Annotated in this window: 22 protein-coding genes; 9 read left to right on the top strand and 13 right to left on the bottom strand. The window is 62.0% G+C overall.

Annotation, left to right across the window (positions count from 1 at the left end; all coding sequences use genetic code 11):
* Positions 1–74: 74 nt before the first annotated feature.
* A complete protein-coding gene (mftB, locus tag ACFWEM_RS24300) occupies positions 75–362 on the bottom strand; it encodes a mycofactocin biosynthesis chaperone MftB (RefSeq protein ID WP_007728309.1) in 288 nt (95 codons plus the stop codon).
* On the bottom strand, positions 347–442 hold the full coding sequence (gene mftA / locus ACFWEM_RS24295) for a mycofactocin precursor MftA (RefSeq protein WP_063836238.1): 96 nt from the start codon (positions 440–442) through the stop codon (positions 347–349). Before mftA ends, mftB begins: the two co-directional genes overlap by 16 nt.
* Before the next feature lie 150 nt (positions 443–592).
* Between mftA and mftR the strand changes: the two genes are divergently transcribed.
* The gene (gene mftR, locus ACFWEM_RS24290; protein ID WP_317552370.1) at positions 593–1,192 is read left to right on the top strand and encodes a mycofactocin system transcriptional regulator; all 600 of its coding nucleotides are present in this window, start codon (positions 593–595) and stop codon (positions 1,190–1,192) included.
* A gap of 30 nt (positions 1,193–1,222) precedes the next feature.
* Positions 1,223–2,056, top strand: a complete 834-nt coding sequence (mftM, locus tag ACFWEM_RS24285; RefSeq protein ID WP_378537743.1) for a mycofactocin oligosaccharide methyltransferase MftM — start codon at positions 1,223–1,225, stop codon at positions 2,054–2,056.
* 6 nt (positions 2,057–2,062) lie between these two features.
* Here mftM and ACFWEM_RS24280 read toward each other — a convergent pair whose 3' ends face one another.
* On the bottom strand, positions 2,063–2,266 hold the full coding sequence (locus ACFWEM_RS24280) for a DUF4287 domain-containing protein (RefSeq protein ID WP_378447235.1): 204 nt from the start codon (positions 2,264–2,266) through the stop codon (positions 2,063–2,065).
* A 141-nt stretch (positions 2,267–2,407) separates the two neighbouring features.
* On the opposite strand from ACFWEM_RS24280, the gene ACFWEM_RS24275 reads away from it, so the two are divergent.
* On the top strand, positions 2,408–2,620 hold the full coding sequence (locus tag ACFWEM_RS24275) for a molybdopterin-binding protein (RefSeq protein WP_003942061.1): 213 nt from the start codon (positions 2,408–2,410) through the stop codon (positions 2,618–2,620).
* 16 nt (positions 2,621–2,636) lie between these two features.
* Here ACFWEM_RS24275 and ACFWEM_RS24270 read toward each other — a convergent pair whose 3' ends face one another.
* Positions 2,637–3,062 carry a DUF6314 family protein gene (locus tag ACFWEM_RS24270; RefSeq protein ID WP_378537741.1) on the bottom strand — a complete coding sequence of 142 codons (426 nt, stop codon included), beginning with the start codon at positions 3,060–3,062 and terminating at the stop codon, positions 2,637–2,639.
* Positions 3,063–3,172: 110 nt separating this feature from the next.
* Between ACFWEM_RS24270 and ACFWEM_RS24265 the strand changes: the two genes are divergently transcribed.
* Together ACFWEM_RS24265 and ACFWEM_RS24260 are read left to right on the top strand one after the other, a co-directional pair.
* Positions 3,173–3,649: a MaoC/PaaZ C-terminal domain-containing protein gene (locus ACFWEM_RS24265; RefSeq protein WP_378537738.1), complete on the top strand. Its 477-nt coding sequence runs from the start codon at positions 3,173–3,175 to the stop codon at positions 3,647–3,649.
* A 233-nt stretch (positions 3,650–3,882) separates the two neighbouring features.
* Positions 3,883–4,671: a thioesterase family protein gene (locus ACFWEM_RS24260; RefSeq protein WP_378537736.1), complete on the top strand. Its 789-nt coding sequence runs from the start codon at positions 3,883–3,885 to the stop codon at positions 4,669–4,671.
* A gap of 23 nt (positions 4,672–4,694) precedes the next feature.
* On the opposite strand, the gene ACFWEM_RS24255 is transcribed toward ACFWEM_RS24260, so the two are convergent.
* Together ACFWEM_RS24255 and ACFWEM_RS24250 are read right to left on the bottom strand one after the other, a co-directional pair.
* Complete coding sequence (locus tag ACFWEM_RS24255) at positions 4,695–6,365, bottom strand: ABC transporter permease (protein WP_378537734.1); 1,671 nt, start codon at positions 6,363–6,365, stop codon at positions 4,695–4,697.
* Positions 6,362–7,297 carry an ATP-binding cassette domain-containing protein gene (locus ACFWEM_RS24250; RefSeq protein WP_378537732.1) on the bottom strand — a complete coding sequence of 312 codons (936 nt, stop codon included), beginning with the start codon at positions 7,295–7,297 and terminating at the stop codon, positions 6,362–6,364. The genes ACFWEM_RS24255 and ACFWEM_RS24250 overlap by 4 nt, the downstream gene beginning before the upstream one ends.
* Before the next feature lie 68 nt (positions 7,298–7,365).
* Between ACFWEM_RS24250 and ACFWEM_RS24245 the strand changes: the two genes are divergently transcribed.
* Positions 7,366–7,860, top strand: a complete 495-nt coding sequence (locus ACFWEM_RS24245; RefSeq protein ID WP_378537730.1) for a GbsR/MarR family transcriptional regulator — start codon at positions 7,366–7,368, stop codon at positions 7,858–7,860.
* 83 nt (positions 7,861–7,943) lie between these two features.
* Entirely contained in the window at positions 7,944–8,483 is a 540-nt protein-coding gene (locus ACFWEM_RS24240) for an RNA polymerase subunit sigma (protein ID WP_378537728.1), read from the top strand.
* Here ACFWEM_RS24240 and ACFWEM_RS24235 read toward each other — a convergent pair.
* Genes ACFWEM_RS24235 through ACFWEM_RS24225 form a run of 3 tightly spaced genes read right to left on the bottom strand, consistent with a single transcriptional unit; the run spans position 8,480 to position 11,767 of the window.
* Complete coding sequence (locus ACFWEM_RS24235; protein WP_378537726.1) at positions 8,480–9,163, bottom strand: response regulator; 684 nt, start codon at positions 9,161–9,163, stop codon at positions 8,480–8,482. The genes ACFWEM_RS24240 and ACFWEM_RS24235 overlap by 4 nt on opposite strands.
* Complete coding sequence (locus ACFWEM_RS24230) at positions 9,160–10,533, bottom strand: GAF domain-containing sensor histidine kinase (protein ID WP_003941844.1); 1,374 nt, start codon at positions 10,531–10,533, stop codon at positions 9,160–9,162. Before ACFWEM_RS24230 ends, ACFWEM_RS24235 begins: the two co-directional genes overlap by 4 nt.
* A gap of 28 nt (positions 10,534–10,561) precedes the next feature.
* Positions 10,562–11,767 (bottom strand): iron-containing alcohol dehydrogenase, encoded by a 1,206-nt coding sequence (locus ACFWEM_RS24225; protein WP_378537724.1) that lies wholly within the window; start codon positions 11,765–11,767, stop codon positions 10,562–10,564.
* A 436-nt stretch (positions 11,768–12,203) separates the two neighbouring features.
* Here ACFWEM_RS24225 and ACFWEM_RS24220 point away from each other — a divergent pair, with 436 nt between their 5' ends.
* Positions 12,204–12,566: an RNHCP domain-containing protein gene (locus tag ACFWEM_RS24220; RefSeq protein WP_003941922.1), complete on the top strand. Its 363-nt coding sequence runs from the start codon at positions 12,204–12,206 to the stop codon at positions 12,564–12,566.
* Positions 12,567–12,581: 15 nt separating this feature from the next.
* Positions 12,582–13,001, top strand: a complete 420-nt coding sequence (locus ACFWEM_RS24215; protein ID WP_378447223.1) for an RNHCP domain-containing protein — start codon at positions 12,582–12,584, stop codon at positions 12,999–13,001.
* A 37-nt stretch (positions 13,002–13,038) separates the two neighbouring features.
* Here ACFWEM_RS24215 and ACFWEM_RS24210 read toward each other — a convergent pair whose 3' ends face one another.
* The 4 genes from ACFWEM_RS24210 to mdo all read right to left on the bottom strand — a co-directional run bounded on the left by ACFWEM_RS24210 (position 13,039) and on the right by mdo (position 17,210).
* A complete protein-coding gene (locus tag ACFWEM_RS24210; RefSeq protein ID WP_378537722.1) occupies positions 13,039–13,191 on the bottom strand; it encodes a hypothetical protein in 153 nt (50 codons plus the stop codon).
* Between the two features lie 56 nt (positions 13,192–13,247).
* Entirely contained in the window at positions 13,248–14,771 is a 1,524-nt protein-coding gene (locus tag ACFWEM_RS24205; protein WP_378537720.1) for a VWA domain-containing protein, read from the bottom strand.
* Complete coding sequence (locus ACFWEM_RS24200; protein WP_378537718.1) at positions 14,768–15,850, bottom strand: AAA family ATPase; 1,083 nt, start codon at positions 15,848–15,850, stop codon at positions 14,768–14,770. Before ACFWEM_RS24200 ends, ACFWEM_RS24205 begins: the two co-directional genes overlap by 4 nt.
* An 85-nt stretch (positions 15,851–15,935) precedes the next feature.
* Positions 15,936–17,210 carry an NDMA-dependent methanol dehydrogenase gene (gene mdo, locus ACFWEM_RS24195; protein ID WP_003942095.1) on the bottom strand — a complete coding sequence of 425 codons (1,275 nt, stop codon included), beginning with the start codon at positions 17,208–17,210 and terminating at the stop codon, positions 15,936–15,938.
* Positions 17,211–17,302: the final 92 nt, after the last annotated feature.

The raw sequence follows: 17,302 nt of genomic DNA, 5'->3' as shown, positions 1-17,302 counted from the left end.
TGTGTCCTCGCGAAGAAATGAAGCGGGCGAACGTGCAGAAGGGCTGTTCCGCACGTGGGGGGCGAGCGTCTGGCTCAGACAGGCACGATCATGTGCGAATCGGCGAGAGTGCTCAGCGCACGGGCATATTGGGGAGCCGCGTCATCTTCGATGCCTTGCGCACGCAGTGCGGACCGGACATCAGGATGGTCTGGCAACGCCTTGACCACCGCAACGATGGTCGTGTTCTTCAGGAACGAGAGCTTGCGCGTTCCGAAGTGGTAGAGCAACGCCCCGAAAGGTTCGGGGCGAAGCGCTACCTGCGGGTGGAGTTTCCACCCCGCGTCGAGATCCAAAGCAGACACGGTCAGTACACGCCGCACATGCCGTCGATGGAAACTTCCTCCACGAGGGACTCCTCGACGAGGTCGTTCTCGAGCGCCTTGTTGTCACGATCTGACATGGATTCCTCCTGCGTTCGCACTCCGTCTGGAAGTCTGTAGATCAGACTTCCAACCTGGGAGTTGGTGGTCACTAGTGGGACTTCACTGTGACTCGGTTCACCACTGTAATGGCATCGAGTGCAGAATGACACACATGGAGCGAAAAAAGTATGCGTAGCCGCAAGAAACCGTCCGCTCGGATAGGTCGTCGCCCCTCCACAACGAAGGAGGGAATCAGCACGATCGGCATCGAACTGTTCTCCACAGTCGGCTTCAACGAGGTGAGCGTCGACCAGATAGCCGACGCCGCCGGCATCGCGCGTCGGACGTTCTTTCGCTACTTCCCGTCCAAGAACGCCGTTCCCTGGGGAGACTTCGACGGACATCTCGGCGAGATGCGCGAGCACCTGGATTCACTGCCCGCCGACATCCCGTTGGTCGACGCACTCGAATCCGCGTTGTTGACGTTCAACACCTTCCCACCGGAAGAGACTGCGGTACATCGTAAACGGATGGAATTGATCCTCGAAGTTCCGACGCTTCAGGCATACTCTGTGGTGATGTACGAAGGGTGGCGACAGGTGGTCGCCGACTACGTCGCACGACGAATGAATCTCGAACCGACCGATCACGGCCCACGCACCGTCGGCTATCTTCTGCTCGGGGTGGCCATGTCGGCGTACGAGCAGTGGCTCACCGACGATTCACTCGAGCTACCGGAACTCTTGAAAACAGGTACGCAGTCCCTGCGGACCGGCATCAGCACCTGATAGAGCATCAGCCACCCGAGAAAGGTGATCATGTCCACCACAACAAACGAACCGGTCCTGGATTCACTGGCACCGTCGACGCCGGGCTTGTGGTCGTTCGGGCATGTCACCGTCGAACGGGTCGATTCCGGTCCGATCTCGCTCGATCGTCGAGGCGGTCGCCTCCACGTCCGGCACTCCCTCAATCCTGCTGATCTGAGCGAGCGCCTCGTCGCCGGAGTCACCTCGTCGATTCAGGACGCGGAGTTCGGTCAGGACGAATTCGAGCTGACGATGGTCGGTCTGGTTCGCTCCACCGTGGACGGCGCTCTCGAATCCTGGACCACCTACTACCGGAACTCGCTTGCCGAACTACTGGACGGCACTGCGGATTTCGCACCGATTCACGACAAAGCCGAAGAACTGGTTCGTGGTTCCGTGCTCGATCTGGGGTCCTGCTTCGGCTTCCTGCCCTTGCGGCTCGCGCGCGCCGGAATGGACGTGACCGCCACGGACATCCTGCCCGGAACGATGATTCTGCTCGACGCGGTAGCCCCCTCACTCGGCATCAAGATCGACACGGTGATCTGCGACGCGGGGGAAGTCCCGGCTCCGGACAACAGCGCCGACACCGTCACCGCGATTCATCTCCTCGAGCACGTAGACGACCCAGTGGGCGAAGCGGTGATTGCGCAGGCACTCCGAATCGCACGTCAGAGGGTCGTCATAGCCGTCCCCTTCGAAAACGAAGCCACCGCGTGCCACGGCCACATCCGCACCTTCGACCTCGAATCGCTGCGCGCAGTCGGCCGGCAGACCGGTGTGCCGTTCGAGGTATTCGAGCATCACGGCGGCTGGTTGGTGCTGGACGCTACTGCCGCCTGAAGTGAACTAGCCTTCTTTCAACGTATGCGCGACAAGGGCATTCGCATGACCATGGCCCATACCGTGCTCCGACTTCAACCAATTCACCAATTCCATGTGCTTGGTGAGCTCTGAGCTTCGAATGAGCTCTTGCCATTCACCGATCGGCCGACCGTACTTCTTCTCGATCGACGGAAAGTACGACGCCGGGCCCTTCACAGGTTCAGTCATGACCGGAATCTACCGCGGGCGGCCGACATCATTCGCGCAACTCTCTCGCCTGCATGTCCGCACCTGCGGAATCGCTGGGTATCCACGGGCCAGGCAGCTTAGGGTCGAAGTACAACTACCCGAGAGCACAGGAGTTCAGAGATGCGACTGTCCACACGAAATCAACTCACCGGCACCATCACCGAGGTCAACCTCGGCACCGTCATGGCAACAGTCAAGGTGAAATTGGACGGCGGGAACCAGATCGTGACTTCGTCGATCACCCGCGATGCCGCGCTGGATCTCGACCTTGAACCAGGCCAAGCTGCAACGGTATTCGTGAAGTCCACCGAGGTGACGATCGGCGTCGAATAACTGGCGAACGCTGTGATCAGGGCCGGGTGAGATGCGTGGTCATCGTGTAGTCCTTGCTCGGCCCCGTCACGGTCCAGACGACAGTCCAGGCCGATCGATCGCCGGCAGTGATGTCGATTCGCCCGCGGTAGGTATCGGCACCGCACAGGTGCTCGACTTCCTCCCCCGGTGCCCAGTCGTGAAACTCTCTGCCGTCCTCGAATGTCACAGCCCACCCGGCGCCGTGCTCAGCGATGAACAAAGTCCGGAACACGGGCAGTTCCAGATCGCCGTCACGCAGAGTTCCACTCTCGTACCAGCGCATCCGACCGTCACCGGCGTCGGAGATAGTAGTCTCTCCGAAGACATGCTTGGTGGAACCGGAAAGACGGTCGACGATGTCGCGCTCGAAGTGCCACGTTCCTGCCAGCGCCCTCGGCTCGATCTTCGCGTCGTCAACCATGTGACGATTCTAGTGACCCTGGATTACCCGACGACACCGGAGACCGACTCGAACACACTGCCGGAGTATGTTCCGAGTACACCCGGAACACGCAGGAGATTCACACAGACATGAACGATTCGGCCGCCCTTCACAAACGCACAGTGTTCGCCGAAGATCTCGAGATCGGCCAAGTGATCCCATTGGGCTCGTATTCGGTGACCGAAGAAGAGATCGTCGAGTTCGCAACCCAGTGGGATCCCCAGTGGTTTCACATCGACAAGGAAGCCGCCGGGTCCGGGGTCTTCGGCGGGTTGATCGCCAGCGGGCTGCACACCCTGTCGATCTGCCAGAAGTTGGTGGTCGACAGTCTCTATGACCAGTGGAACGTGATCGCCGGAAAGACCATGCGCGACGTGAGCTTCCTACGTCCACTTCGCCCCGGTGACACCCTGAGCGGAAAGGTCACCGTCGACAACGTCGTGTTCGACAATCGCGCGCGAGGATTGGTCACCATCACGGCAAAACTGGTCGATGCGCACGGCAATCGCGTTCTCGACGTCGTCACCGACGCTTACCTGCACTGCCGCCCGACTCGCGGACAGTGAATTATCGGTAAATTCCGCACCGCATTGTCTGAATTGCCGTACTTTCAGTGACGTTGCGACGCAACACTACCCATCCCCGCAATCAGGAGTTCCTCACACATGAGCAGCCTCGGCGAGATCAATCCTCTCGGCATTCTTCAGATCCTCATCTACATGCTCTTCGGTGGGTCGTCCAGCACTCCCGAATAGACCCTGGCTTGCCATTGCCATAGTCAGCATCTAGTCTGCTGACTATGGTAATTACTAGTCAGGCATCCGTGACGGCCGCGTCGCCGACCGATGCAGCGCGTCATCACACCGAATTCGACTCCAGCTGGCGGAGTTTCGACGGCATTCAGGGCGGACTTGCAGTAGCACGGATGCTGCGAGTCGCCGCCGACGCGTCCGGAGCCGAACCGCTGGCAGTCACGGCGCACCTGGACCGCCCCGTCCCTCCGGGACCGGCCGAATTGACTGTCGGCGAGATGCGGGGCGGGCGGACCGTCAGTTGCCACGTCACGCTGACCGGTGCAGGATCCGCCCTTGTTCGGTTAGCCCGCGACACAGGAGTCACGACGCTGTCCGCCCCCGGAGTCGAGCCGAGTTCGGCCGACCCGTCAACCCTGCCGCCACTGGAGATCCCGGTGGATTTTGTGCCGTTCGCCCAGCACCTCGACATTCGGCCGATCAATTCGGCGAGGCCGTTCGCCGGTGGTGACTCCCCCGAATTCGACGTCTGGATCCGGCTGCTCACAGATCTCGATTTCACGGCGCAAGAGCGTGCGGCGGTCCTGCTCGATGCACTTCCACCTGGACTGTTCGCGACACTGACGATGCCCGTGGCCATTCCGACCATCGAGTTCACCGCGCATTTCATCCCGGAGCACCTCACGGCAGATCCCCAATCACTGTCACCGTGGTATCGCCTGCGTCACGGGACTGTATGGGCGACAGACACTCTCTGCGTCGACGAATCCGAATTGTTCGACTCGACCGGACGTCTCACCGCGCAGGCGCGTCAGCTTCGTCGAATTCTGAGTTGAACTCCCAATTGAGTGCAGCTCGACTACATCTGGATGTCGCGATGCCGGAATGCGGCAAGCGACACGATCGAAAGCACAACTGCCACAACAATCATCGCAAGCAGGGGTAGAACAGTCACAGGCTCGGCAGGGGCACCCGGCACGTGGGTGAACGGTGACAGATCCAAAACTATCTGCGGAAGTTTCAGCAGCGTACCGAGTTGCCCGAGCACGATGCATGCCGCCAAGATTCCCCAGGAGAGGGACGACGCATACGTCGGAAACAGTCCGAAAGCCAACGACACCAACCCCACGACGACAAGCACCGCAGGCAGATACGCCAACGCCGCGCCGGTCATCCGAAATGTGTTGCCGCCGATGTCATCCGTGACGAGCCCGAAGGCGAATCCGGTGAACGCACCCATCAAGACGTGCGCGAGGATCACGCCGCCGACAACCACCCCCAAGTGGGACAGCATCCACTTCCGCCGCGACAGCGAGGTTGCCAGCAACGGTTCGAGCCGTCCCGAGGTTTCCTCGCCCCGCATACGGAGAAGACTCTGGACCGAATATGCCGCGATGACTATCGACGTGAGACCGAGAGCGGTGGCCAAGTAGGAGTCCACCAGATCCGTACCGCCGCCACCGAGTTTCTCGAACATCTCTGCGGTCTGCTGCGACGATCCCACCATCGCGTCGATCTCGTTGCCCACAGCACCGTACGCGAATCCGAGTATGACGATGGCAAAGATCCACCAGAACATCGTCATTCGCTGCATGCGCCACGCCAGGCCCCAAGCCGACGGCAGCCACGATGCCGCGGCCGGCGGGCCGGGTCGGGGCTGAACGAGTCCCGCTCCCTGATCACGATGGCCGATGAGAACAAACGCCACCACGACGTGCACAGACGCAAATCCGATCAACAACAACAGGATCCACCAGGCGTCGTCGTCGAAAGGTCGGATCTGTTGTGCCCACCCGATCGGTGAGAGCCACGACAACCAACCGCTCACCACGCGAGTTCCGTCGTCGACGACCGTACTGTTGACGTCACCGATCGCGCGCAGCATGAAGGCAACACCGATCGCGGCGCCCGCCAACCCGTTGGCCGTACGAGCGCCGTCGGTGATCTGCGCCGTCACTGCCGCCACTCCGGCAAACGCGATTCCGGTACCGCCGATCGACGCGCCCAGTGCGAGCGAACCGCCGACCGGCAGGCCGACGGCGATCGATCCCAGTGCAATCCCCAGTGCCAGAACCACATTCGCACCGACCGTGACAATCAACGCGGAGGTCAGGAGCGCTCGCCGACCTACCACCGCCGCACCGATCATCTCGGCACGGCCGGTCTCCTCGTTTTGTCGCGTATGGCGAACCACCGCAAGGGTACTCATCAATGCCGCCACCAACGCGAACACGAGCACCGACTGACTGGCGACTATCGCGCCCTGCGAATCGCCGGACACGATTCCGTTGGTTGCCAGCGCCACCGGCGATACCGCGGAACTGACTGCGATGTTTCGCAATTCCTCGGGTGTCGTGTACAGCCCGGTCACACTGGCGACGACAAGCAGCATGAACAGCACGATCGAGACGACCCACACGGAAAGCTGGATCCGGTCCCGTCGCAAAGCCAACCGAACCAGTCGGCGCGTGCCGGTGAACTGACTTGCCGACGCCGGTACCGGTGGAGCGGCTTCGGCAACGACGGTCATGGCAATACTCCGGTCTCGGCCCGCAGGTGGACCGAAGTCTCCCTGGCCCGCTCGTCACCGTAGTGCCGCAAGAAGAGTTCTTCGAGCGTCGGTGGAGTGGAAGTGAGCGCCACGATCCCGAAGCCGACCAAGTACGTCATGAGTGGCCCGAGTTGTGCGCTGTCGACTTCGCAGGTGAAGTGGTTACCGTCGATTACCGCGTCGTGGACACCGCCGAGTCCGTCGAGTCCACCGATCGGGCGCACCGTCTCCGCCGAGACGGATGTGCGGGTGAGATGCCTGAGTTCGGAGAGTGTTCCCTCTTCCACCGTCCGCCCGTCGCGGATGATGCTCACGCGATCGCACAATGCCTCTACCTCGGCCAGGATATGGCTCGACAGCAGAACCGTCTTCCCGGCGTGAGCCACCTCCTCGACGCAGTCCTGAAATACCGCTTCCATCAACGGGTCGAGTCCTGATGTCGGTTCGTCGAGGACGTAAAGGTCGACGTCCGACGAAAAGGCAGCAACGAGTGCAACCTTCTGCCGGTTACCTTTCGAGTACGTACGCGCCTTCTTGGTCGGGTCCAGCTCGAAGCGCTCGAGCAGCTCGCTGCGCCGCTTTCGGTCCAGACCACCGCGCAGACCGGCCAACAGGTCGACAGCCTCCCCGCCGGTGAGGTTGGGCCACAGATTCACGTCGCCGGGTACGTACGCGAGCCGTCGATGCAAAGTCACGGCGTCTCGCCACGGATCGCCGCCGAGGACGGTTGCGTCCCCGGAATCGGAGCGGAGCAGGCCGAGAAGCACACGAATAGTGGTGGACTTTCCGGAGCCGTTCGGCCCCAGGAATCCGTGTACTTCACCCGTCGAGACGTCGAGATCGAGGCCGTCCAGCGCGCGGGTGGTACCGAAGGTCTTGACGAGGCTTTTCACTGAAATTGCCGCACCCATGAATTTGACCGTACGCCGATTTCACAAATGTGTGAAGATAGAAAAGAAGGAAAGATCGAAAGGTTCCGATGACCGACACCAGCCATACCGTCGTCCCGGACGAGAGCCGACACTATGTCGAGCGACTCTCACTCGTGCTGAGCGACATGGGTTTTCCGCCGATGCCCGCACGCGTCTGGGCCGCGCTGATGACCAGCGAGACGCCCTCGTCCACACCGGGAGATCTCGGATCTCGGTTGGGAGTGAGCCCCGCCGCCATCTCCGGAGCTGTCCGATACCTCCAGCAAGTCGGGTTGATAGAGCGTGTGGCCGTCCCCGGGTCGAGGCGTCAGCACTACTGCGTCAGCGTCGAGATGTGGGCCGACGCGTTTGTCACGAAACAGTCCTCCCTCTATCAGGTCTCGGCAGTGGCGGACGAGGGAATTCGGGTCCTCGGCGAAGGAACCACCGCCGGCGATCGGATGGCCGATCTGCGCGACTTCTTCGACTTCATGGCCGCGGAAATGCCGCGCATGCTCGCCGACTGGCGCTCACGGCGAAAAGACCGGACACCTGGCAGGTAACTTCGGGTTTACCCGCAAATTCGGCGGGGTACCTCAATTCTCGGTCCAGCATGGTCAGGTGCGGTGTACCCGAGGAGTTGTTCATGAAGCTGTCGATCAGGGGCGCGAACACTTCACCGACTCCGCCCCTCGCACACACCGCTTCACCCGAAACCTGTGAACGATCGATTTCGTTGAATCGCACCGCCGCCGAGGCATTCGCCGGCGATCACCATGCACTCTCGAAACTCCTGGCCCGGTTGCACCCTCGCGTCGTTCTCTACTATCGCGCCAGACTTCTCGGAACGTCTGTCGCAGCGTTCGCCGACGATCTCGCCCACCAATGCACCCTGGACGTCGTCACACGAATGTCCGAGACGATCTCGGCCGACACACGGATCGAGACATTTGCGTACGAGTTGGCATCGCAACGGATTGCGGCAATTCCCCAGTCACACAACATCAACGGGCAATTCAACCGCCCTCGTCGCCTGACCGACGACCAACGTGAGGTTCTGGTACTTCGAATCGCGGTCGGTCTGACTGCCGACATGACCGCGTCGACTCTCCGCACAACTCGTTCGAGCGTGCTCCTCGTCCAGCATCAGGCACTACGCGCCTGGACGGTCTCCGACCGAAGCTAGATCAGACCTTGCTTACTCGCGGCGTAGACAGCTTCCGCTCGTCGGCTCACCTCGAGTTTGCGCATGATGTTGCTGACGTGAAACTTGACAGTGGTCGGTGAGATATACAATCGCTCACCGATCTTGATGTTGGACAAGCCGTTTGCGAGAAGCCGCAGTACCTCCAGCTCGCGATCGGTCAATCGTTCCTTGGTTGCCGACTGTCCGTTGAGCGAACGGACGACAGCCGATGCGCTGCGAGAATCGAACGCACTCTCGCCTCGCGAGACCGCTCTGATCGCCCGCACCAGCTCGGTGGTGTCGACGTCTTTGACCACATAGCCGCGAGCACCTGCGTGCACCGCTCGCACTACCAGTTGATCATCGAGAAAGGTGGTGAGAACCAACAGTCCGAGCCCAGGATGCGCTGACGACAATTGGCCACAGAGGGTCAGCCCCTCGTAGTCGGAGCTTGCGGAGAGTTTGAGATCCATCAGGACGATGTCCGGGCCGACCTTGTCGACGACGGCAAGCGCCTCGGCGAGGGACGACGCCTCCCCCACGATCTCGAGGTCGCTTTCGCGCTCGAGCACCGAGCGGAGCCCTTGCCGCAGAATTGCATGGTCGTCGACCAGGACGATTCGGACCAATCCCTGAACCGGCGATGCTCCGCGGGTGATGACGGGACGCGCAGTGGTCATGATTCCTCGCTCTCGATTTCAGTGGTGGAGCAAAGGTTTTCCATGCCCGAGTCGAACGGCAGTGGTAGTCGCACGAGAATCTGAATCCCACCGATCCGCGCGCGCCGTACTTCGAGCGCACCACCCAACTCGAGTGTTCGCGCCTGCATGTTCGCGAGACCGCGATGGCGGCCGTCGACGTCGTTGGTGGCTGCGAGTTTGAGGATCAGACGCATTCGCGCAGGGTCACCATCACCGTCGTCGGAGACGGACAGCAACACGGAGTCCGCCCGATAGGTCAGACGAAGCACCGCCCGATTCGCGTGAGCATGGACCGCTGCATTGAAGAGAGCTTCCCCAGCGATCCGGAGAAGAGCGTGTTCGGCATCGCCCGGAAGTTCGGTCGGGGTACCGCCGACGCGAACGCTGACCGCCAACTCGTCGGGCATGTGAACCACGCCGAGTTGCTCGAGCATCTCGGGCAGCGACGTCCTGTCCGCGTCCGAGGAATGATTGAGAGCGTAAATCGCCGAACGAAGCTGCTCGACTGCCCGCCTGGTCAAATCCTTTGCCAAGTCCAGTCTTTCACTGCGCTCGGCCTCCGGGATGTCGCTGCGGCACACCTCGATCTGCATGCCGGCCGACAACACCGCTTGCGTCACACTGTCGTGAAGTTCGCGGGCGATCCGGTGACGTTCGTCGTCGACCACCTGATGTCGGTGCGCCACTCCCAACTGACGCTGAGTGGACTCCAATTCACTGTTGCGCACCGCAAGATCGGCCGCAGTGCGATTGGCCTCCGCGTACGCGTCTTCAGCACGTTCGAGCAGTAACTGTCCGCGCTGATAGAGCGCCGAATTCTGCAGGGCCACAGCAGTCTGGCTGGCCAGGATGCTGAGCACGGCCCCGTCCGTCGTATCGAGCGTCCGATTGGCCGGCGTCCAGGCCGCAAAGGCGCCGACCACACCACCGCCGAGCACGATCGGCACAAACGCGTAGTGAGCGTCGATCACCGAGTTGGATTCGATTCTGCCGTAACGGATGTCGTCGAGGCATTCAACGACATCCTCCGGAAGCGGTGGCCCCTCCACATTGTCGACCAGGAACGGCGTCGCATCCGGACCGAGGACCAATCGCCGGGGCCCGGCATCGGGCAAAGTTCCGTCAGCCAAGGCGAACACTATCCAGTTGGCACTCAGATGCGCACGGGCAGCTTCCGCGACCGCGCAGACGAGGGTTTCCGGCCCCTCGACGGTGCGCACCAAAGCCCGCGAGATCAACTCCAGCGCATGTACGACGCGCTCGAGGCGCTCGGCCGCACCGCGATACTGCGGGTAGAACGAACTCTTACCCGACCGTAATCCGGTGAGCCTGGACAGGTCCGCGGTCATCGTCTGCACCACTTCACAGCGTCCCTCTTCACAAGGCACCTCTGAACAACGCCACCATCTGCTCCTGCGTCGCTTCCCGGGGATTGGTGGACATGCAGGCGTCGAGCAAAGCGAAGCTGGCGAGCCTACTCAGATCTTCCTCTCGAACACCCAACTCCCCCAGCCCCTTCGGCACGCCGACCTCACGTGCGAGCCGTTCGACCCGATCGGCCACCGCCAGCGCTGCTTCCTCCGGGGTGCCGTGTTGCTCGGGAAGACTCAGTGCCGCAGCGATGGCAACAAAGGGGGCAGCGTCCGTCGTGGAATTGAAACGGATGACGTGGGGCAACAGAATTCCGTTGATGACGCCGTGCGGCAGGTCGAGCATGCCGCCCACCTGATGGCTCATCGCGTGCGCGGCGCCGAGTATCGCGTTGGTGAACGCCAACCCGGCCTCGAGGCTCGCCTGCGCCATCACCGACCGCGCTTCCATCTCCATCGGGTCCTGGATCGTGTGCACCAGATTCTCGGTCACCAGCCCGACAGCGCGGAGCGCGTGATGATCGGTCAACGGATTGTGCGCCAGCGAGACGAAGGCTTCGATACCGTGCGTCAGTGCATCCAATCCCGTTGCAGCGTTGAGCCACTCGGGCATCGTCGTGAGCAACCGCGGATCGATGACCGTGACGTCGGGGACCAGAGCCCGGCCGATGATGGTGACCTTGGTGCCGCGGGTCGTGTCCGTGACGATGCAGAACTGCGACACGTCCGCGCCGGTGCCGGACGTGGTGGGAACCATCACCAACGGCGGGATCGGTTTTGTCGCCTGATCTACACCCTCGTAGTCGAGTATGTTGCCGCCGTTGGCAGCGAGGACGGCAACACCTTTTGCCGCGTCGATGACGGAACCGCCGCCGAGCGCGATGATGACGTCGCACTCGCCTTCCTGGTACACCTCGAATCCGGCCGCGATCTCGAAGTCCTTGGGGTTGGGCGTCAGCCCTGACCACACCGTCGCGGTCAACCCCTGCTCGGTGAGATGGCCTTCGAGTTCGCTGACCCATCCGGCGTCGATCAGACCGGGATCGGTGACCAGGAACGGTCGGAACCCGCCGAACCTCAGAGTCGCGTGTGCTGCCTCGACCAGGGAACCGATGCCGAAGACGATCTCGGGGGCGTGAAATTTGACCAGTCGAGCAGCAGTACCGCGGCGATGAACACCGTGGTTCACAGCATCCGGATAAGCCACGGACACGACCCCACTCTCCTCTCGCTGCTCTGAGATCTCCGCTCGGGATTTCGTATCCGTCGCTCCCAGTGCATCAGCTCTCACGTGCACCCAACTGGTGAGATCCACCTTACAATCGCTGGCCCCGAGCCTACGCGGACGGCAGTCGGGGCACACCCACCGAAGGAGAGGCACTTGCCTACCCATTCGGGCAGGTAAAACGTCTCCGGAAAATGGATGGCGCGGCGACCAGGTCCCGTTGTACTTTCGGTTTCGGCCAGAGCGGCCGGTAGTACTGATCCAGAAGGTGTTTATGACCCAGCCCGCGCCGAGCGCGCCTCCCGCCCCTGCACTGCCGGCAACGTCGAGGGTCACATGCTGATCCTCCAAACGTCGGACTGACAGCCGCGAGGCCCCCTCGGCCTGCTCCTACTGCTTTGTTCACTCAGCTAGGAGTTCTCCAGTGCCTCAATCACACAATTCAATCTCGAAAACCGACACCTTCTCGTGCATTCAGTGCGGACTCACAGTCATGACGTACGGCCCCGATGGTGATCGCCGAAACCACTGCCCCAGTTGCCTGCATTCCCGACACCTGTTCGACCAGGTGGAAGGTGGACCGTCGGACTGCGGAATGCGGATGGCTCCCATTTCGATCGCAGTACTGCGCAGTGGCGATTGGATGATCATCCACCGCTGCGCACAGTGCCTCGAGCTCACCTCCAACCCCGTCAGCCGTGACGACAACCAGTTGTTGTTGATGAGGATGGCAGTGCGGCCACTCGCGCAACCGCCCTTCCCGCTCGAAGCCTTCGGCGACTTGTGAGGGGTGGGAACGCAGATGCCACGTAGGAATCCCAGCACCCGCTCGCGGCGGGCACCGCAACGCACCAAGCACGTACTGCACGGAATCGGCGGCGAGCCAGGATCAAGTTTCCGTTGTCTCACATGCCGTTTGGATATCCCCACCGCGGCCCCGGGCACCGCCCATCGGAACCACTGCCCGAACTGTCTGGCAAGCCGACACGTCGATGGACGTATTCCCGGCGACCGAGCACAACAGTGCAGAGGCGCAATGGCGGCGCTGTCCCTGTCGGTCCGGCAAGACGGTGAATGGATGCTCGTTCACCAGTGCGTCGAGTGCAATACGTTGAAAGTCAACAGGATCGCCGGCGACGACAACGCCTTGGTCCTGCTGCGATTGGCGCTACGTCCGTTGGCGGACCCTCGCCTGGGCTCGCGAGCGTTGCTAGCGCTCTGATGATTCGTCCGGTGTAATCGCGCAGTTCTGCGCGCGATTACACCTGACGAACGCCACGAACACGATCCCGGAGAGCAAGCCGACCGCTGTCGGTCCGATGACCAATCCCGAGTGCGACGAGACCGCACACGGCTCCGAGCACTGTCAGCGCCGCGATCGGTCGCCAGATCGATCCCCTGATTTCGGTCATGAGATCAAACTAGTTCACGACGGATCGCGCAGTGACATCGGTGAATTGCAGTGACATCAGCGAAGTGCGTGCCCCAGTTCGGCTGCTTTGGCCATCAGTTGCGCGGCATCTCGGGCAACAACCACCTCGTCGCAGATCTCCGAATACTCCGGCATCGCGCACGACGCCTGGTTCCAGTAACGCTGTGGTTCCGGCGTGATCCAAGCCAGACGGTGGACCTTGCGTCGTATCTCTTCCAGCTTGTCCACCTGCGGGGGCAAGCCGTTGCATCGACCGTCACCCACGATGATGACGGAAGTCCGCGAGTTCAAGGTATTTCCGTGCTCGTCCAACAATTCTGTGAGCACCCGCCCGTAGTCGCTGCTGGCTTCCAGATCCAGGCCCGGGTGCGCGAGCACCGCGGCCAGTGCACCGTCTCCGCTACTGGCGAGAAGTGCATCGGTCACGTCGACCGGACGATCAACGAATGCGAGTACTTCGCAACGATCTGCCCGCCGATGCATTGCCTGAGCCAACCGCAGAGTGAACGCGGTGATGGGGCGCACGGACAATGACACGTCTGCGATCAGAAGCAACCGAACACGATCGGGGCGAGGAGCCCTCACGACCAGATGGAAGGGTATTCCGTCGGTACGCAGGCTCGAACGGACCGTGCGGCGCATGTCGAGATGCCCACGAGAGCGCTCACGGGGTCGAGGCCTGGACGGACCTCGCATCCGCCGAAGCACCTCGTGACACGCGAGTTCGATGTCGTTGTGCGTTGCACCGTCAGCAGATTCACTGTCCGGCGCATCGGGAGCGGATTCGGCCAGCGCAGCGGCCGAGAGCGCTTGCACAAACGCTTCGACTGCCTCGACGAGCCGATTCAATTGCGCCTGCGTCAACGGTCCGTCGTCGGAGACGTCCGCGTACGCCTTGCTCGGGTCGTATGCGTCCAGCCAGGCCAGGATCGACGTCGGATCGTCCCACGACAACGAACCGACTACTGCTGCAGCAACACTGGTACTGAGATCACCGACCACCGCCGAGGCTGCACGGTCCACGTCGACCGTGTAACTGACTCCGCGTCGACCGGTCTCCGAACCGGTATCGACCGACAGTTCGGCGTCACTCGACGTCATCGACACATCGTCGTCGTCCTTGTGCGGGTTGAAGCCCTTCTCCGCCTCCGGAGTGTCGAAGTAGTCGCCTACCTCGGCCGCACGCTCGTTGTACTCGGCGTACCGACCAACTTCTTGACCCTCGTCGATCCCCAGCGCGGTCGGCAGACCGTCCGCCACCTCGGCTCGCGATGCCATCCGCTCGGCGTGCGCTTTGCCTGCGGCCGGCCGGAACAGCGCGTCGAACGCCCGCTCGAAACCGGCCTGCTCGTGAGAGTACTTGGCGCACACTGCCCGGAGACACGCTCGCAACGTCTCGCGATCCGAGGCGCCGACCATCGCGAGGACACGCCGAACCTCGATGACCTCGGCCGGTGACGCGGAAACTCCGGCCGCCCTCAGCAATCGGCCGAAGCTCGCGGACACCACGTCGAGAACAAACGACGGCTGCCACACGGCGAGGCCACCGAGCGTCGTCATCGCGTCGAACGGATTCCGCTGCCGCCGCGGATTCCCTGTTGATGGGGGTCGCGTCCGCCGGTTCCCCGGAACACGGCCGTCGTCGTGTTGGCGGGTTTGCTTGCCACAGTGGCTCGCTCGATCGGCTCGCCACCGTCGCGCGAAGATGATTCGAGAAACTTTCCGTCGAATCGCTCCTTGGCCAGCGTCACGTCGGACGAGTACTTGAGCAACGCCGTGAGCAGGATGTCGCGCACCTTGGCGTCGGAGGCGGTGTCGAATCCGCTGGCCGCGAGCACTGTTGCGGCTCTGGCCGCGTCGATGACCTCCGAGATGGACGGGCTCTTGCGCAGCGGGAGATCACGCAGGATGCGAGCCAATTCGACAACCTCCGTGGCCGTGGCCGCATCTACCTCCGGTGCTCGGGCCGTGACGATCTCGCGTTCACGCTCCGACGTCGGATAGCCGAGATGGTAATGCAGACAGCGCCGCTTGAGAGCCGGCGAGAGTTCGCGAGTGTCGTTGGACGTCAAGATGACCCAGGGCTGCGATCGGGCCACGAACGTGCCGACCTCGGGGATGGTGATCTGCTGTTCGGCAAGGATCTCCAGTAGCAACGCTTCCATCGATTCCTCGGTGCGGTCCACCTCGTCGACCAGGAGCACCACCGGTTCGGGTGAGAGGATCGCTTCGAGCAGCGGCCGCACGGACAGGAAGTTCTCGGAGTACAAACCGAAATCCTGATCGGCCAGAAACTTCGACGCTTCGGCTACGCTGTCGAACTCGGAGACCTGATCGCTGATCCGGTCGCGGAGCATCTGCACGTGCAGGAGTTGCTTCGCGTAGTCCCATTCGTAGAGGGCGCGATTGTCGTCCAGCCCTTCGTAGCACTGCAAACGCACCAGCTTGCGTCCACCGATCGCAGCCAGCGACTTCGCCAGTTCCGTCTTGCCGACACCGGCCGGCCCTTCGAGCAGGAGCGAACGCCCCAGCGCCGTCGCCAGATGAACGACTACCGCAAACTCGTCGTCCGCGATGTAGTCCTGCTCTCGCAGAGCATCTTTCACTTCGATTCCGCTGGAGAAACTGCGATTGGACATTGAACACCTTTCATGGGGGCAAGCCCCCTGTGCGCGCTTAAGCAGTCTCTGGACTCCTTAAGCGCGCACGGGGCCGGAGGCCCTGCTAGAAGTACGACTTGTTGATCGCGTGATCGACAACCGGGATCATCGACTCCACGGTGACCTCACGGGGGTTACCCGGGGTGCACCAGTCGTCCTGAATGTGCTCGGAGATCGCGCGCACAGTCTTCTCGTCACCCTTGATGACATCACCACGACCCTCGTACTTCTTGGTGTTCATCTGGTTCTTCGCGTACGAATCGGTGCGAACCTGACCGAAGTTGTCGGGGATACCGACGTCCTTGGCCAAACGGATGGCCGCCTCGACGGCAGCATCTGCAGCCTGAACCGTGGTGAGGTTACGAGTGTCGACACCGAGTGCACCGGCCAACTGGGCGTAGCGCTCGTAGCGCGAAGGCAGGTTGTACTCCCACACACGCGGCAACGCGATGGCGTTGTTCAAACCGTGGTGGCTGTCGAAGAAGGCACTGACCGCGTGCGAGATCGAGTGAACGATGCCGAGCCCGCCGGAGTTGAAGGCCTGTCCGGCGATGTACTGCGCATTCATCATTCCCTCGCGGGCCTTGAGGTTTCGCGGCTCGAAGACAGCCTCGCGCAGGTTCTTCGCGACCAACTCGACCGAGTAGATCGCGTTACCGAGCGAGGGCGCGAAATCGAGACGAGACACGAAAGGCTCACTGCCGTGCGCGAGTACGTCGAAGCCGCAGTACGCGGTGAAGTGCTGAGGGCAGGTGTAGTAGAGCAGCGGGTCGTCGATCGCCAGGGTGACGATGGTCGCCTCGTCGAAGCCGACCCACTTGTGCGGGTTGTTCATGTCCGACGTGTCGGTGATGACGTACGCCCACGACGTCTCGGAACCCGTACCGGCCGTGGTGGATACGGCGATGTGCGGCGGGTTCTCCTTGTTGGTGGACTTGGCGAAGCCCTCGAACTCGTTGATGTTGCGACCGTCGTGTGCGATCACGACGCGAGCACCCTTGGCGGCGTCGTGGCTCGAACCACCGCCGATCGAGATGATCGAGTCGCACTTCTCCTTCTGGTAGAGAGCCGCGGCCTCCATGACGTTGTAGTCCTTGGGATTCGACTCGACCTTGTCGTAGAGCACGACCTCGACACCCTGGTACTCGATCTTGCCGACCAGCTCCTCGATGATGCCCGAACCGCGCAGACCGGTCGTCATCAGAAGGGTGCGCTTGAAGCCGAGGTTCTTGGCCTCCACCCCGATGATGTCGTGAGCGCCCACACCCATCAGGGCGCGTGGGAAGGGGTGGAACTCCTTGATGGGAAAGTCCCAGATCTGGTTGAGCTCGATAGCCATCGGTATCTCCTCGGGGATGTGCACGAATGTGACTGCGGGAGGGATTCGAGCCGATTCTTTGTGACCGGCGTCTCACCTGGTTTCCACTGTGT

Origin of the sequence: Rhodococcus sp. NPDC060176, assembly GCF_042728675.1 — a bacterium.
Lineage (GTDB): Bacteria > Actinomycetota > Actinomycetes > Mycobacteriales > Mycobacteriaceae > Rhodococcus_F.
The sequence above is the reverse complement of the archived record's forward strand: the minus strand, read 5'-3'. Positions and strand labels throughout refer to the sequence as shown.

Coding starts and splice junctions, on each gene's coding strand:
- ACFWEM_RS24230 (WP_003941844.1), bottom strand. CDS start 10,533: ATGACCGCGGACCTGTCCAGGCTCACCGGATTACGGTCGGGTAAGAGT.
- ACFWEM_RS24200 (WP_378537718.1), bottom strand. CDS start 15,850: ATGTCCAATCGCAGTTTCTCCAGCGGAATCGAAGTGAAAGATGCTCTG.
- ACFWEM_RS24240 (WP_378537728.1), top strand. CDS start 7,944: ATGAAGCTGTCGATCAGGGGCGCGAACACTTCACCGACTCCGCCCCTC.
- ACFWEM_RS24215 (WP_378447223.1), top strand. CDS start 12,582: ATGCCACGTAGGAATCCCAGCACCCGCTCGCGGCGGGCACCGCAACGC.
- ACFWEM_RS24280 (WP_378447235.1), bottom strand. CDS start 2,266: ATGACTGAACCTGTGAAGGGCCCGGCGTCGTACTTTCCGTCGATCGAG.
- ACFWEM_RS24210 (WP_378537722.1), bottom strand. CDS start 13,191: ATGACCGAAATCAGGGGATCGATCTGGCGACCGATCGCGGCGCTGACA.
- ACFWEM_RS24235 (WP_378537726.1), bottom strand. CDS start 9,163: ATGACCACTGCGCGTCCCGTCATCACCCGCGGAGCATCGCCGGTTCAG.
- mdo (WP_003942095.1), bottom strand. CDS start 17,210: ATGGCTATCGAGCTCAACCAGATCTGGGACTTTCCCATCAAGGAGTTC.
- ACFWEM_RS24205 (WP_378537720.1), bottom strand. CDS start 14,771: ATGACGACGCTCGGTGGCCTCGCCGTGTGGCAGCCGTCGTTTGTTCTC.
- ACFWEM_RS24260 (WP_378537736.1), top strand. CDS start 3,883: ATGGTAATTACTAGTCAGGCATCCGTGACGGCCGCGTCGCCGACCGAT.
- ACFWEM_RS24265 (WP_378537738.1), top strand. CDS start 3,173: ATGAACGATTCGGCCGCCCTTCACAAACGCACAGTGTTCGCCGAAGAT.
- ACFWEM_RS24255 (WP_378537734.1), bottom strand. CDS start 6,365: ATGACCGTCGTTGCCGAAGCCGCTCCACCGGTACCGGCGTCGGCAAGT.
- ACFWEM_RS24245 (WP_378537730.1), top strand. CDS start 7,366: ATGACCGACACCAGCCATACCGTCGTCCCGGACGAGAGCCGACACTAT.
- mftA (WP_063836238.1), bottom strand. CDS start 442: ATGTCAGATCGTGACAACAAGGCGCTCGAGAACGACCTCGTCGAGGAG.
- ACFWEM_RS24270 (WP_378537741.1), bottom strand. CDS start 3,062: ATGGTTGACGACGCGAAGATCGAGCCGAGGGCGCTGGCAGGAACGTGG.
- ACFWEM_RS24250 (WP_378537732.1), bottom strand. CDS start 7,297: ATGGGTGCGGCAATTTCAGTGAAAAGCCTCGTCAAGACCTTCGGTACC.
- mftR (WP_317552370.1), top strand. CDS start 593: ATGCGTAGCCGCAAGAAACCGTCCGCTCGGATAGGTCGTCGCCCCTCC.
- mftM (WP_378537743.1), top strand. CDS start 1,223: ATGTCCACCACAACAAACGAACCGGTCCTGGATTCACTGGCACCGTCG.
- ACFWEM_RS24275 (WP_003942061.1), top strand. CDS start 2,408: ATGCGACTGTCCACACGAAATCAACTCACCGGCACCATCACCGAGGTC.